General features: G+C 61.7%; 15 protein-coding genes and 1 tRNA gene. 6 read left to right on the top strand and 10 right to left on the bottom strand.

Features of this window, described 5'->3' with window-relative positions:
• The first annotated feature begins 145 nt into the window (after positions 1-145).
• The 3 genes from ACP4XC_RS07730 to ACP4XC_RS07720 all read left to right on the top strand — a co-directional run bounded on the left by ACP4XC_RS07730 (position 146) and on the right by ACP4XC_RS07720 (position 2115).
• On the top strand, positions 146-664 hold the full coding sequence (locus ACP4XC_RS07730) for a hypothetical protein (RefSeq protein ID WP_427174308.1): 519 nt from the start codon (positions 146-148) through the stop codon (positions 662-664).
• Between the two features lie 435 nt (positions 665-1099).
• Positions 1100-1408: a hypothetical protein gene (locus ACP4XC_RS07725; RefSeq protein WP_427174307.1), complete on the top strand. Its 309-nt coding sequence runs from the start codon at positions 1100-1102 to the stop codon at positions 1406-1408.
• Between the two features lie 47 nt (positions 1409-1455).
• Entirely contained in the window at positions 1456-2115 is a 660-nt protein-coding gene (locus ACP4XC_RS07720) for a hypothetical protein (RefSeq protein ID WP_427174306.1), read from the top strand.
• A 315-nt stretch (positions 2116-2430) separates the two neighbouring features.
• Here ACP4XC_RS07720 and ACP4XC_RS07715 read toward each other — a convergent pair whose 3' ends face one another.
• On the bottom strand, positions 2431-3360 hold the full coding sequence (locus tag ACP4XC_RS07715) for a hypothetical protein (RefSeq protein WP_427174305.1): 930 nt from the start codon (positions 3358-3360) through the stop codon (positions 2431-2433).
• 263 nt (positions 3361-3623) lie between these two features.
• Between ACP4XC_RS07715 and ACP4XC_RS07710 the strand changes: the two genes are divergently transcribed.
• The gene (locus ACP4XC_RS07710; RefSeq protein ID WP_427174304.1) at positions 3624-4340 is read left to right on the top strand and encodes an HIRAN domain-containing protein; all 717 of its coding nucleotides are present in this window, start codon (positions 3624-3626) and stop codon (positions 4338-4340) included.
• Between the two features lie 10 nt (positions 4341-4350).
• Here the strand turns inward: ACP4XC_RS07710 and ACP4XC_RS07705 are convergent, their stop codons facing one another.
• The 4 genes from ACP4XC_RS07705 to ACP4XC_RS07690 all read right to left on the bottom strand — a co-directional run bounded on the left by ACP4XC_RS07705 (position 4351) and on the right by ACP4XC_RS07690 (position 7905).
• A complete protein-coding gene (locus ACP4XC_RS07705; RefSeq protein ID WP_427174303.1) occupies positions 4351-5370 on the bottom strand; it encodes a hypothetical protein in 1020 nt (339 codons plus the stop codon).
• A 34-nt stretch (positions 5371-5404) separates the two neighbouring features.
• Complete coding sequence (locus tag ACP4XC_RS07700; RefSeq protein ID WP_427174302.1) at positions 5405-5779, bottom strand: nucleotide pyrophosphohydrolase; 375 nt, start codon at positions 5777-5779, stop codon at positions 5405-5407.
• Positions 5780-5870: 91 nt separating this feature from the next.
• Positions 5871-7370 carry a hypothetical protein gene (locus ACP4XC_RS07695; protein ID WP_427174301.1) on the bottom strand — a complete coding sequence of 500 codons (1500 nt, stop codon included), beginning with the start codon at positions 7368-7370 and terminating at the stop codon, positions 5871-5873.
• Positions 7371-7659: 289 nt separating this feature from the next.
• Positions 7660-7905: a helix-turn-helix domain-containing protein gene (locus ACP4XC_RS07690; protein WP_427174300.1), complete on the bottom strand. Its 246-nt coding sequence runs from the start codon at positions 7903-7905 to the stop codon at positions 7660-7662.
• A gap of 44 nt (positions 7906-7949) precedes the next feature.
• Here ACP4XC_RS07690 and ACP4XC_RS07685 point away from each other — a divergent pair, with 44 nt between their 5' ends.
• Together ACP4XC_RS07685 and ACP4XC_RS07680 are read left to right on the top strand one after the other, a co-directional pair.
• Positions 7950-8594, top strand: coding sequence for a hypothetical protein (locus tag ACP4XC_RS07685; RefSeq protein WP_427174299.1), 645 nt, complete (start codon positions 7950-7952; stop codon positions 8592-8594).
• A complete protein-coding gene (locus ACP4XC_RS07680) occupies positions 8591-9778 on the top strand; it encodes a tyrosine-type recombinase/integrase (protein ID WP_427174297.1) in 1188 nt (395 codons plus the stop codon). The genes ACP4XC_RS07685 and ACP4XC_RS07680 overlap by 4 nt, the downstream gene beginning before the upstream one ends.
• Positions 9779-9882: 104 nt before the next feature.
• Here ACP4XC_RS07680 and ACP4XC_RS07675 read toward each other — a convergent pair.
• The 5 genes from ACP4XC_RS07675 to ACP4XC_RS07655 all read right to left on the bottom strand — a co-directional run bounded on the left by ACP4XC_RS07675 (position 9883) and on the right by ACP4XC_RS07655 (position 14235).
• A tRNA-Pro gene (locus tag ACP4XC_RS07675) sits at positions 9883-9959 on the bottom strand.
• Between the two features lie 150 nt (positions 9960-10109).
• Positions 10110-11660, bottom strand: a complete 1551-nt coding sequence (gene der, locus ACP4XC_RS07670) for a ribosome biogenesis GTPase Der (protein WP_427174296.1) — start codon at positions 11658-11660, stop codon at positions 10110-10112.
• Between the two features lie 10 nt (positions 11661-11670).
• Complete coding sequence (locus ACP4XC_RS07665; RefSeq protein ID WP_427175051.1) at positions 11671-12354, bottom strand: lysophospholipid acyltransferase family protein; 684 nt, start codon at positions 12352-12354, stop codon at positions 11671-11673.
• Between the two features lie 58 nt (positions 12355-12412).
• Positions 12413-13126 carry a (d)CMP kinase gene (cmk, locus tag ACP4XC_RS07660; protein WP_427174293.1) on the bottom strand — a complete coding sequence of 238 codons (714 nt, stop codon included), beginning with the start codon at positions 13124-13126 and terminating at the stop codon, positions 12413-12415.
• Positions 13126-14235: a prephenate dehydrogenase gene (locus ACP4XC_RS07655; RefSeq protein WP_427174291.1), complete on the bottom strand. Its 1110-nt coding sequence runs from the start codon at positions 14233-14235 to the stop codon at positions 13126-13128. The genes cmk and ACP4XC_RS07655 overlap by 1 nt, the downstream gene beginning before the upstream one ends.
• Between the last annotated feature and the right edge of the window lie 2 nt (positions 14236-14237).

Below are 14237 nucleotides of genomic sequence, written 5' to 3'. Positions count from 1 at the left end.
AGACGTCAAACAAAAGCCGCAGCGGAGTGCGGTTTATCCGCCCGCCTCTTGCAAGATCCCGTTCGAGCGACATGACGGGCATTAGGGCGCGGCCGTGGGAGAATTCCTTCGGCACAGACGCCTACAACAAGGGGGACCTCGAAAAATGGCAAGATCTAACACCGAGACCGCGAAACTGATTAGCGATGGTTTCAACAGTTCCAGTAAAGACTGGGAGATTGACCGTTATCAGTACAGCAACCAGGGGGAGCCCTCCCCCGGTACGCGGCACGTACAGGCGGTCATCGCCCGGTTGAGCTCTGCCGTCGGGGGCGATGATGAAGTGCTGCATGCCATTGCCGGCGTGAAGACGAATTCTGATGGAGGCCATGGAGAGGAATTCGAGGTGGCAGTATTCACCAAGGCCGCTCTGTTTCACTCCCGGTTTGGGCTGGACGACAAAAAGGTTGAAGTTGAGGTGATCCCGCGTGCCACTATCACTGCACTTAGGGTCACGGACTCAGGCCCGTACACTCAGGAAGAAAACCCAGCTCGCCTGAAATTTACAGCCGTTTACGACAACGGGCTCTCCGTTAGCTTCCCGCTCAAAAACAACACTTGGTCGGAAATGGACTGGCTGAGCGACGTTTACAGCGGCCTAAAGTCAGATCTACTGACGAACTGACAAACGCCAGGCCCGTCGAGGGCGGGACTGGGAACCTCCAGTCCCGCCCTCTGGCGCATCCGCAGGGACTAACTGAGGCGAGTCAGCTATGGGAAGCAGGATGAGTGGGGCTGGCCGCAGCCCTGAAATGTGGGGCTCTGCGTCCACGTGTCATGGTTAGATGGGCCCCATGGGGAAAACTTGGGGGATATTGGCGGTTGCCGCGTTGGCATTGACGAGCTGCGGGACCGAATCGGAAGCGACACCAGCGGACTCTCAAACCAGGCCGGCGTCGGCCTCGGCGTCACCCACCCCGTCCGCGAAAGCCAAAATTGGGGAGTCCGTCTGTAAAGACGCGGAGGGCGATTCATCCTCCCAGGCCGCTGACCTCGACCAAGTGCGGTTGCTTAGGGACGGCAAACTCATGTTCGTCGAGTTCACCTTGACAAGGTTGCTGTGACCGGGGCCGTTCTTTACTCCGTGACGGCTTGGAGTCCTGATGGCAAGACTGGTTATCAGATCGGTGCCAAGTTCCAAAACGGAAGAGAAGTCTCAAACTTCATCTATAACCTCACGACGTCCAAGCAAGAAAACATCACCAACGGGACCGTCGCCGCGGACAAAGAGGTAAGCACCTGCTACCCCCTCGCCAAGCTAGCTGGCTTGGGCGATACATTCGTCTGGTCTGGGACCTTGAGCGTCGACGGCAGGGACGTGGACCGCTGCCCGAACGGCGACCCCCAGGCGACATTTCCCAATGTCTGAGCGAGCTTCCAGTGAATGACCCATCATTTATGCTAATTCTGCCGGCCATGTTCGCTCTGCTGGGTGCGCTTGGCGGTTCCGGCCTTACCGCCTATATCAACCGCCGCAATACGGTTGACACACTGACATCCTCACAGCGCGCCAACGAAGAACAGTGGGACCGCAGCCACAAACGCGAGCACGACACTTGGCTCCGCGACCAAAAGCAAGAGGCCTACATGAAGTTCATGCTGGCCGCGCAATCGCAGCACGCCCGCATTCAAGCAATGCCATATGAGGACCTTCCTGGAGTAAACCCGGAAGAGCTTGTGATCGAACGCGCCGGGGTGAAAGTTATAGGCTCGCCGGCTGTGCGCTATGCAGCACGCGCTCTGGAATCAGCCGTGGCACATTCACACTTCGTGAATAGCTACGCCGGGGCTTACTTCCTGGAAAACCCCGAGGGGGATCATGAACGGGCTTTAGACGAAGAACAGCGAATACGTCACTTCACAAACAAAACGGAGGCCCTGGATTTGTGTGTCGCCGCCAGGGACAGCTTCGCTCTCCGGCTACTCGACTACGTCGAAGCCGTGCGCTTGGATCTTGGAACCTACTCGCCAGACGATGACGAGTTGAACCAAGACAACCGCCAGCGCTTGACCCAGTTTGGGGCCCAAGACGAGCGTGAGCATCTTGATACTTTGCCAGACGCGGAATTAGCGTGATTGGTCGGCCCAAGATAGCGGCTTTGCTGATGGCAGGCGCAGGAGTTCCACAAGAAGTTAGGCGTGCGCGTTCTTCACCCAACGCCGGAACCAATTGCCTCGTTCTTCGTCGAGTTTGCGCTGCTCTTCCACCCGTGCTTGCTCAAGTTCCCGGCGCATTTCGTCAGCGGCCCTTCTAACTGCAACGTCGAAAGAAGTGCTCTGGGACACGGCCTTCCTGCTACGGGACCTAGTCTTCCGTTTCACGTTTGCGGTCATTTTGTGTTTCCTTCCAGATACCACAGCCGAGCCTGCATCTTGGTGGTGCCAATGAGTCTACTGTTCCTCGACCATACTTTCGACCTCTGACATTCCGATGGGTTCCCCTAACCTGTGCGGCTGGGAAAGGCCGAGAGACGATTCAGCAACAGCCAAAATCAGACCCAAAACTTCCAAGTATTCGAGGGCCAGCTTTTCAGGTAAGCCCTTTGGGGTCGGCGTGTTCATGGAGAGCATGCCGTGGATGTTTCCATCTACGACGGCGGCAACGGACGCGTAGCAGCGATAATCGCGCCTCGCCGCGGGTGTGTGCGGCTCGTGGCTGCCATCGTCGTGCCAAACGCTGTCATCCATGTCCGGGCAGTATTCCCCGCCGCCGCGAAGAGTCCTCACCAGGATCGGCCGATCTTCGGCGACGTCACCGGAGATGATCGCTCGCCGAACACTGAACGTCTTGTCTACGACTTCTAGGCGGTAGTTGCCCGCGTCATCTTTGGTGAGGCGGTAGTAGTTAACCTTGACCGGCGTTCCCCCTCGCTCGAAGTAGCCCTGGAGCTTACCCAAGACATCCGCCACAAGAGGGCTGTACTCAGCAAGTCTCTTGGCCTCGCTTTGTGACGTTGAAACCCGTCGAATTGCCTCGAGTCGCTCAAGGTTGCGATGGATGACGGAGCGCATAGCAACCGCTTCTGCAACAGTGGCCTGGCGAGTTGAGTCGTCAAGCGTTTTTCGCAGCTTCAGCAGTGACGCGCTTTGGCCGATAGAACCCACAGCGGCAAGTGCCACACCCACACCGATCCAACATGCTGTTGTCACTATGTCGGAGCCCCAGTCTTTTGGCTGATCCTTCTCCAAAAAGACCGGAAGGATGGCAACCAGCCCGCCACCCAATATGACCGCCGCGGTTCCTGCATAGCTCGTTACGTACTTCCAATTTCGCCCGATGAATCTGGGGATCATCTGGATTTGGAACTGTCTGCTGGGCATCACTCGATTGTATGCATTGCCGAGTGCTTTCCCATCCCTGAGCGGGGGGATGAGGCGGAGGGCCGTCTGCAAAGAATAGACGGTGACTGTCCTCGCGCGCGCGACCCCCCTCACCCGCCGGAGGGGGAGGGACCACTGCCGGCAAAGGGGCCCTGAATGCGTCCAACCAGAGATTGCGACGCCCCTACCCGGGCCATACTAGATGGCAGCCTCGTTCGTGCTAATCGACAGTAAGGCATGCAGACCGCCTATATAGTCGGGGCATGGGGATTTGGGAGCGGTTCAAGAAGGCAGTCGTTGGCGTGGACACCAGGGGAACTTCAGCCTCCCAGCAGCTGCATGCCCCCACGCCCAGCCCACCCGCAACGACTCCGCGCCCTGATCCGGCTGACCGCCCACCTCTGGTGGAGGAGCGTCGAGCCGAACCGTCCAAGCAGTCGACGGCTACCAGCAAGGTTTATGAGGCTGAGAAACGGCGTGCGCAAGCTGCCGGGCAGACCGTGAAGGGTTATCGTGCCGGTTACATCGGGACCGAGGAGGCCAAGTCATTCCTGGTCGCCGATCCCGATGGGCTACCGCCGCTGAAATTGGTCCCGTCGAACAACGGCCTGGACTTCGCCCTTCCCGATGGAAAGCTCGTGGACTACAACACCTTGGCTTTGCGCCATTTCAACATCTTTGCCTTTCGCGTAGTTGGCATGGGCTACTACGAAGACCCTGAGAGGCCGTTCAAATTCCGAAACGGCCAGCGCGTGGCTGTGAAGCGTGAGTCCGACAACGAGCACGACCCCAACGCGGTCGCGATTACCGTTGGCCGTCCCGAACGGAAAGTCGGCTACGTAAATAAGCAGCGCGCCAAGTGGGTAGCGGAACTATTGGACGACGGGCAGGAACTCGAGGGAGTGGTGATCCAGACTAAAGCGTCCTCTCCGCGCGTTCTGCTGACCACGCCTGAAATGCTGGCCCATCTCCGCCGTTGAGACTGGTCGTTTAGGCACTAACCGTGTCAAAAACGGCCTTCTTAAAGTCTGTGTTCCAGTGGAAGTCAAAGTACGGTCTCGTAGCTTCGTTCTGAATCCAGAGATCGCAGGAGCGCCCAGCCACGAATTCCTGGAGGTACTGCCCCGCGGCGTCGCCGAATTCAAGCATGGGGCTGATCTGGAACATGCCGTTGTCGTCGACTGAGATGAGTCCGCGCCCGAACAGGGCGTCGCAGCCGAATGTGCAGTTGGGCATGACGACGTTGGCGTAGTCGCGCTTTTCCGCGTCAGTACATGCCGCCCGTCGCTTGATATGACCGGCCACCAGGAATCGTACCGGGAACTCCCGGCTGCAGATGGCGCAGTGGGCTGTGTCGCCGGGAAAGAGGCGCGTGCGCAGGAATGCCTGCTCTGCCCGGCGCGTGGCTTCAACCCGGAACTCCATCTGGGCAAAGTTTGGATCCTCGACGGTCTCTTCGTAAGCCGGCTCATCGGGCACCGGGGTGTAGTCGTTGCCGACCATGTCCAAGTAGGCCAGGACGGCGTCGCTTTTGTCCTGCGGGAGGACCTGAAACTCCATGACCGTGGCGTTGGGTTTGCGGTCGACCACGCGGTTGATCTCCATGTAGGGGATGGCAATCGTCCTGAGTTCGTCGATGGCAAAGATGCATTCCCAGGTCTGGGTTATGCCGTTGGCGGTCTCTGCTGTCCCCCACAGCCGCGTGGCTACTGCGGGACTCCGCAAGAGGTAGGTGATCACCCCGAGCGTAAAGAACTCGTTGTTCTTGGCGAACAGGACGATGTCGCCGGGCCGCATGCGCTGCCACTTTGCGACGTGCTGGTTGTTCTCGCCGGGCTTCGCGCCCCACAGCGGGACTTTTCCTGACGGGTAAAGCTGTTGAAGTTGGTCGACGTCGGACTGGTTCAGCAGCCCTGCTATTTCCTGGAGGTCCACCGGGGACTTGATGGTGTCCTCATAGTGCTTCTTGGAGATGGCTGCCGCGCAGGGCTGTAGTACAACGAGACTCATGCTTCCTTCTTCCCCCGAAAGTGTCTCCTGAAGCCTAGCCTTCGACCGTCTGTTCCGTGCCGAGGTTGGTGTACTTCGTGGCGTTGCCTCGGGAGAGTTCGACGGGGTACTTCTGGCCGTTGACCTGAATTTTGGCGCGGAGGGCGTCGTCGAGGTCGATCCCCAAGATGTCGGCCAGCCGAAGGAGGTAGCCGAAGACATCAGCTATTTCGTGCTCAACGGCAGTCCTGTTGTCCGGGTTGCGCATCCAATCGGCGACTTTGTCATCCTGGAGCCACTGAAAAAGTGATACCAGCTCTCCCGTTTCTCCGCTCAGGGCCATGATGAGGTTCTTGGGAGTGTGGAACTGCTCCCAGTCCCGCTCTTGGGCGAACGCGCGTAGTTGGGCGGTCAAAGATTCGATGGACATGAACTTAGCGTATGCGACGCACGCTGTTGCCTTGCTCAGGAGTGCCTACAACGTCACGGCGAGTAAGCGAAGCGGCTCGGTGCGCCGGGATCTACGACACTAACCGCACCCCCCGCGGAGCGGCCAGCGCCAATCCCCTGCCAGCTTCAGCAGCTTCACCGATGTCAGTGGTTCGGTTGGGGAAATCCGGAATGCTGGCATCGGCGCATTGCTGATGCGCCGGAGCCGAGGATCCGTTCGCGGTGCCAGAATCTGCAGTAGGAACGTGCAGTGGTCCTGTGCCCCCTTCCGAGGGTTGGGTGGGTACTGCAATTTCTGGCACCGCGTCACTGGCCCGTTGCGGGGGTACTGCAATTTCTGGCACCGCCAGTACTGGATTAAGAGCATCCGGATTGATGCCGTGGGCAAGCGAGTAATGCCAGAGTGTTGTTTCCCTGCCGTTGACCGGATTTACGGCGTCCCGCTCGTCCACCGTGAGCACTCCCAGCATATTGAGCGCTTGCAGTTCGCGGTCCACGGTCGCCCTTGGAAGGCCAAGGCGCTTGCGAACATCCTTGGTGGGGCTGTCAGGATTGGCCGCCACATCGTCGAGGACCCGGAGCCGCGGGGGCGGCATGCTGTCCCTGGCGCACCGGATCGCCAACCGCAGTGCCGCCCTCCGGTCAATGCCGATGGCGACGGCACCACGGACAATCTGCGTAAGCTGCTTGGCAAACCGTGTTGGCATCTCCGGCGCGTGAGCGTCGATGACGTCGCCCCGATAGTTGTGTTCCACAGCAGTCCTGGCTCTGGTGACAACATCCGCCGCGTCCAGGAGGACGTCCGTCTCTTTTTCAGTCACCTCGATGCCGCGGGGCTGCATTCCAGCCATTACGCGGGCGACAGCAGTTGCCAGTTCCCTGCGCATAGCGGCCTCATGCCCTGTATTGCCGATAGCTTGGCGGCCGGCCGCTTGTCGGCCTTGGCTGGAATCCATACGGACCAGCACAAACCTGTCTCCCATGGCCGAGATGACCGAGTGGGCCTTGTCCCATGCCGTGGTCACCGCCCCGATAACGACGAGTCGGCCTACCCATTCAAGGGTTTGTCCGCCGTCCGTGCCGACATTCCGAGACCACCTGCCGTCATAGACTTCTCGAAGAGCTCCGAGTACCTCGCCGCGTTGGTCGCCAGACATACTCAGGATGCTGGTGACGTCCTTGATTACTACAATGCCTCGGTCGCCGATCTTGCGAAGGAGCCCGCCGGTCGCATCCTGAGTGTGTTCCCGCTTTGAAGTTGCGGACAATAAGGCACCCTGGCTCGCGATTGTTGAAAGGACGTGCGCTCCCATCCCGGCAAGCGCACCAACAGTCTCCGTCTTCGCATTGCCCGATCCGGAGATAAGCCACAGCCACACGGGGTCGCCGTCGAGCCGTTCCACAGCTGCTGTGGCAAGAACGGCATCCAGCGCGTCTGTGTCATACTCAGCTCCGAGCCAGCGACGGAACACCGCGTGGCACTCCTCCACGGTCATGGGAGGGAGCATCCCCTCCGCCGCTTCGGAGTCAGCCAGATCCGCGGTCGTCTGTGGGCTGAAATCCAATGTCATTGTCCACCGCCCCACCAGCAAGCGCCCAGCCTCGCGGCCAACTCCCATTCTCGCCATCCGGTCCTCTCCAGACGGCGGCCCTCCTCGACTAGCTCCTCCGCTCGGAGGCCCATCACCATGGGCGATGTACGAAATCCTCCGGCAGCCGGGTCGAGGGGATCCCTTCGCCCGTCCTCGAGAGGAGGACAACGGAGGGAAGCTTGACGACGGCGGATTAGGCTACTGGTGGTTTCAAGAGTCCTGGCCCTCACTGCTTCCCGGCTTTGGGGGCTCGCCTGTGCCTTCGGCATCATCGACTGCCGCCAACCTTCAGGACCGTACCGCTGACCTTCCCGGCATAGTCTCGGACGCTCTCGGCGGTCACTAGGGATCGTCGACCGATCTTCGCCGGCACGAGCTCGCATTCCCTGATGAGCTGATAAACCATGGTCCGCCCAACGCCCAACGCCTCCGCTGCTTCGTCTATAGTCACGAGCACTCGTTCCACAACTGCCTCCTCTAATACGTACTTGGATACTAGAATCATTGCGTACATCTACGTATAGTGGGAAGCGTAACCGGACGAGTTTAGGAGTACGTATGGGAATCGGCAAGGCTAGAACCTCTTACGAGGAAGCAGCCGTGAGCAGGGGCGGAAATTTCGTAACGAACGACCAAACACTCCTGTCGTTCACGCTCTGGGGCCGCGACAGCAAGATTAAGGGATGGGAGAAGTACGAGGGACTGCCCTTTCCAGAGCGAATGCTCGTCGGCCAGCGCGCCACGCCTGGAGGGCGGAAGCCGGAAGGCGAGGACGCGGATTACATCGTCATTCAGTACACATTTGAGATGCGTAACGGCGTGCCGGAGTGTGTTCATCTCGATATCGAGTCTCAGTACGGCACGCAGAGCGTTCGGGCCAAAGACTTGGAGTACCTAAAAATCGACGACGTCCTTGAAGCCACATTGAATCACCTGACTGAGTGGGGAAGGAAGCTCCCCCCACCGCCCCACCAGCGGCGCGCCGCCGTCTCCGGCCTTATGCGTCGCCGCCGTACTCTCTCCGACGACGTTCTGCTTGAGGTGGCACGCATCTACGAGGAAAACATTGACGCCGCGCCCACCCAAGCAGTCTCTGACCACTTTGCCATATCAAAAAGTGCTGCAGACAAACGGGTCAAGCGCGCCCGCGATGCGGGCTACATAACCAAAACGGCTAAAAGCGGAAGGAAACCGCAGCAGTGAGTAAACGAGCGAATGGCGAAGGGTCGATATACAAACGCGAATCGGACGGGCGCTATGTCGGAGCCCTCACGCACCTGAATCCAGTGACGGGGAAAAACAGCCGGAAGGTGTTCTACGGAAAGACCCGGTCCGAGGTTAGAGTCAAGCTGCGCAATGCCACTGATCGGCTCGAGGAAGGCCAACCAGTCCGCGACTCGAAGGCCACGGTTTCCCAGTGGCTGCAACACTGGGCCGAGACGACACTCGCTGCGAGCGACCGCAAGGAGTCCACGCGTGCCTTGTACCGGACGCTTGCGACAAAGCACCTCATGGCGGAACCGTTCGGGGCAATACGACTGGACAAGCTCAGGCCATCGGACGTCGAGGCGCTGGTCCTCCGGCTCCGTGCGGGGACTCGGCTGGCCTTGACTGCGGATGGCACCGAGACCGAAGTGCGCGCACTCTCCGACTCGACTATCAGAACCACGTATACGGTGCTCCGTGCCGCCCTCGACGGCGCTGTGAGAGACGGACTACTGGCCCGCAACCCGTCCGCCATAGTGCGCAGGCCGGGAGTGCAGCGCACAGAAGCACGGCACCTCTCCCCTGCTGAAGTTCGCCGCCTCCTTCGAGCAGCCGCGCCTTCCCGCTACTACAGCGCCCTTCTGCTAATCGCTGGGACGGGAATCCGCCGTGGTGAATGCTTAGCGTTGCGCTGGGCAGACATCGACCAGGACGCTGGAGTACTGAGGATCAGGGGAACACTCTCCCGTATCGGCGGAAAGCTGACAGTCACGGAGCCCAAGTCGGCACGGTCCCGCCGCGTGCTTCCCCTATCCCCCGTCACAGCGGCCCTGCTGTCTGGTCAACGAAAAGCCCAGACTGCCGAGCGCCTGCGTGCGGGAAGCCAATGGGCGGACACGGGGCATGTGTTTACAACGGAAACGGGCCAACCCGTGGACCCCCGCAACCTCTACAGGGTGGTGCAGATCGCAGCGGCGCGTGCGGGCCTCAAGGACGTCGGAGTCCATTCGCTTCGTCACTCCGCCGCGACGGCCATGCTGGAGGCCGGGGTGAATATTAAGGCGGTCTCTGATTTGTTGGGGCACTCCTCGGTGAGCATCACCGGCGACATCTACGGGCACACGTCCGATGACAGCGCGCGCGCCGCGGTGGCCAGGCTGTCCGAAGCCATGGGGTTCTGAGCAAGCATCAGCCGCGTTGCTACATTCGTTGCTACATTCGGGGCGAACACAGAGAAGGCCGCCTCCAGATTTCTCCGGAAACGGCCTTCTATCTGCTGTTTCTTTGGTCGGGCTGACAGGATTTGAACCTGCGACCCCTTGACCCCCAGTCAAGTGCGCTACCAAGCTGCGCTACAGCCCGTTAGTTCCGCCGTTCTCCGCTTCGACGTCCTCCTGGAATGTTTCCCAGAATTTCTTCTCAGCAGTCCGGCCGAACCACCTCCAAAAGCTTACACGATCTCAGAGGGTGCCCGTGACACTTTCATGCTCCCACAGGGCAGGTGTGTCGCAATTAACGCTTCTTGCCACGCTTTTCACGGACGCGCATGTTGACCTCGATGGGTGTTCCCTCAAAGCCGAAGGTTTCGCGCAGCCGGCGCGTAATGAAACGGCGGTAACCGGGGTCCAGGAAACCGGTGGTGAACAGCACGAACTTCGGCGGCCTGCTTGAGGCCTGGGTGCCGAACAGGATGCGGGGCTGCTTGCCGCCGCGCACCGGGTGCGGATGGGCCGCCACAAGTTCGCCGAGGAAGGCGTTCAGGCGCCCCGTGGGGATGCGCTTGTCCCAGCTTTCCAGGGCCGTGTCGAGGGCCGGGACCAGCTTGTCCTTGTGCCACCCGGTCAGTGCCGAGATGTTGACGCGCGGCGCCCATGCCACGTGGGCCAGGTCCTGCTCGATTTCACGTTCCAGGTAGGTGCGGCGTTCGTCGTCGAGGAGGTCCCACTTGTTGAACGCCAGCACCAGCGCACGGCCTGATTCGATGGCGAGCTGCAGGATGCGGACGTCCTGTTCGCTGAGCACTTCGTCCACTGCAAGGAGCACAACGGCGACCTCGGCCTTTTCGAGCGCGCTCTGGGTGCGCAGGGAGGCATAGAAGTCCGCTCCCTGGGCCATGTGCTGGCGGCGGCGGATACCGGCAGTATCCACAAAACGCCAGGTGCGGCCGCCGAGCTCGATGAACTCATCCACCGGGTCACGGGTGGTGCCTGCGGTGTTATCCACCACAACGCGCTCGGAGCCGGCCAGCTTGTTCAAAAGGGAGGATTTGCCGACGTTCGGACGGCCGATGAGGGCAACGCGGCGCGGGCCGCCGGAGCGCTCGAGCCCCTCGATGGTGGAGAACTCGGGGAGGACATCCATGACGTGGTCCAGGAGGTCGGCGACGCCGCGGCCGTGGAGGGCCGAGACGGGGTACGGCTCGCCGAAGCCCAGGCCCCATAGCGTGGCGGAGTCAGCTTCCTGCGCGAAGTCGTCCACCTTGTTGGCCACCATGATGACCGGCTTCTTGCTCTTGCGCAGCATCTTCACCACGGCCTCGTCGGTGGCGGTCGCGCCCACGGCGGAGTCCACGACGAACAGCACGGCGTCCGCGAGCTCAACGGCCATTTCGGCCTGTTCGGCAACGCGGGCGTGGATTCCGCGCGCATCGTGCTCCCAGCCGCCGGTGTCCACTATCGTGAAGTTCCTGCCGTTCCAGTGAGCCGAGTACATGACGCGGTCGCGGGTGACGCCCGGGGTGTCTTCGACCACTGCTTCACGGCGTCCCAAAATACGGTTCACCAGCGTGGACTTGCCCACGTTGGGCCGGCCGATGATGGCCAGCACCGGATCCAGCTTGACGGGGCCGTCGAAGTCCTCGTCCTCGTAGAGGCCGTTCAGAAGGGCCGCATCTTCTTCATCTAGGTCGTAGTCGTCGAGGCCGGCCCGGAGTGAAGCGGCGCGGACCTCGGCCTCGTCATCGTCCAAGGCAGCAAGATGCTCCGCCACCTGGTCCGTGCCGGTGGGCGTGTATTCGTCTTCGCCGGCGCCAAAGTTGCCGGAGGTTTGAGTCGTATCGCTCATTGCACTTTCCTTAGTGGTGATCTGCCGGCGTCCCGGCTACTTCTTCATGACGTTTTTGCGGGGAATCCGCGCCGGGCAATGGTTGCCCGCTGAGTTGAATTGCGCTCTGGACATGCCGTGCCAACGCGGCCCGGATCTCTTTTCCCGCCCTGTCCATTGAAACACGCCCGGTCTCACCGGATTTGCGGTCCACCCGGACGGCCTCGCCGAAACTGACATGCAGCCTCCGGCCGGGCCGTGGGACGGAGTCCAGGTGTTCGCCGCCAGTCCGGGTGCCGAGGATGGCCACGGGGATAACGCACGCCTCCGAGTTGAGCGCAAGCCACGCCACACCGTTGTTGATGCTCGATGCCTCACCGCTGCCCCGTGTCCCTTCGGGCAGGATGCCGATGCAGCGGCCGGCATCGAGCGCGGCTTTGCTCAGCTGCAGTGCCGCCCGGTCCCCGGAACGGTCCACGGGCAACTGGCCGGAGGCCCGCAGCACTCCCCCGGTGAATCCCTTGAACATCTCCTTTTTGACGAGGATATGCATGGCCCGGGGGGAGGCGCCGAACATCACGGGTCCGTCCAGGAAGCTGATGTGGTTGCCGGCGAAAATCACCGGCCCCTCCGCCGGGACGTTTGCGCGGCCTTGAACGGATGTCCGGTAGACCACATGGTCCAGAAGCCAGCCCACCGGCCGGCTCCAGGCCATGGTCCAGGCTCCCGGAAGTTGGCCGGTGGCCGGAGGTGCCGTCCGGCGCTGCCCTGCATCAGTCACGGTTGATGATCCTGCTGACTATTCCCAGCGCTGCGTCCACGGTGCCGTCAAAATCCAGATCCGAGGAATCCAGGGTGACAACCCCGTCGGCAGCCTTCGTGAAATTCACCACGGTGGAGTCTTTTGCATCACGCTGGGTAACCTGCGCGGCCAATTGTTCGGCATTTTGGGTCCCGCCAAGCTGAATGCCGCGGCGGCGCAGGCGGGCTTCCTCGCTTGCTGTCAGCAGCATGCGCACTTCGGCACCCGGCACCACAACCGTGGTGATGTCACGGCCTTCCACCACTATGCGGCGGTGGTGCTTTTCGATCAGCCCACGCTGGCGGCGGATCAGCTCCTGCCGCGCGCCCAGGGTGGTGGCCACGGCACTGACGGCCGAGGAGATCTCCGGCTCGCGGATGGCCTGGGTCACATCAACGCCGCCCACCCGGACGAAGTCCTCCTGGGGACTGGTGCTGACCTCCAGCGGAAGCTCCTCCGCGGCCTGCTCGATCGCGGCCGCGTCCTTCAGGTCAACTCCCAGGTCAAGGCAGAACCAGGTCAGGGCCCGGTACATTGCCCCGGTGTCCAGGTAAGCGAGCCGAAGCCGGCGCGCCACCTCCCGGCTGACGCTGGACTTGCCCGACCCTGACGGACCGTCGATGGCTACCACCAGCGACCTGCCTTGGCGAAGCATGGGCACGGTATCAATCAGTTCCTGAGTCATTACTGGAGTACCCGCCATCCACGGTCGTTGAGTGCTTCGATGAGCAGATCATGCTTGTTGGGCAGTACAGAGAGTTCCACCATGCCAACATTCTGCCCCGAGGAATGATCCAGGCGCAGATCTTCGAGGTTGACGCCGATCTCGCCGATCTCCGTCAGCAGACGCGCGATCTGGCCCGGTTTATCGTCCACCAGGACGGTGAGCCAGGAATAGGCCTGGGGCGGCCCGCCGTGCTTACCCGGAATACGGGACTGCCCGGCATTGCCTTCGCTGATCAGCTGGGCGAGATCCAGCCGGGCGCCGGGCGCGGTGGGATCCTCCAGCGTCGCGATCAGCCGGTTGAGGTCCTCCCGAACCCCGTGCAGGACCTCGACGACCTTGCCCGCGTTGGCTCCCAGGATCTGAACCCACAGGGTGGGATCGCTGGCGGCAATGCGGGTGACGTCACGGAGCCCGTTCCCCGCCAGGGACAAGGCGTGCAGGGGCGTGCCCTGCAGGCGGCCCGCCACGAGGGAGGACATCACCTGGGGAACATGGGAGACCAGAGCCACGGCTTCATCGTGCTCGTCCGGTGCGAACTGCGTCACCACCGCGCCAAGGTCCGTCGCCAGGGCCCGGGCCGCCTGCAGGGCGGCCGGAGAAGTTTCCTCCGACGGGCAAAGGACCCACGGCATGGAGGTGAACAGCTCGCCGCGGGCAGCCACCGGACCTGACTTCTCCCGTCCAGCCATAGGATGCGTGCCCACGTACCGGCCAAGATCCACGCCCCGCGACCTCAGGTCCGCAAGGATGCCAGCCTTCACGCTGGCAATGTCCACCACCGTGGCTTCCGGGTACTCCAGGAGCGACCGCTCCACCACGTCAGCCGTAACATCCGGCGGCGCGGCTACGACCACCAGCTCAGGCTGCTCGTCGCCAATCCGGGACAAGGGCAGGCCCGCGCCGATGTCAACAGCGACGGCCTCGTTGGTGGGCGACGGGTCTGACAGGAACACGGACACGCCGCGCCCCCGCAGACCGAGGCCGATACTGGTCCCCAGCAACCCGGTCCCGATGACCACGACCGGGCCGTTGAGGTGGCCGCGGCCGTGGGTACGAAAGGCAGACATAC

It is taken from the genome of Arthrobacter sp. 92 (assembly GCF_050260325.1).
In the GTDB taxonomy this organism is placed as follows: Bacteria; Actinomycetota; Actinomycetes; order Actinomycetales; family Micrococcaceae; genus Arthrobacter.
This window is presented reverse-complemented; position numbering and strand designations above follow the sequence as displayed.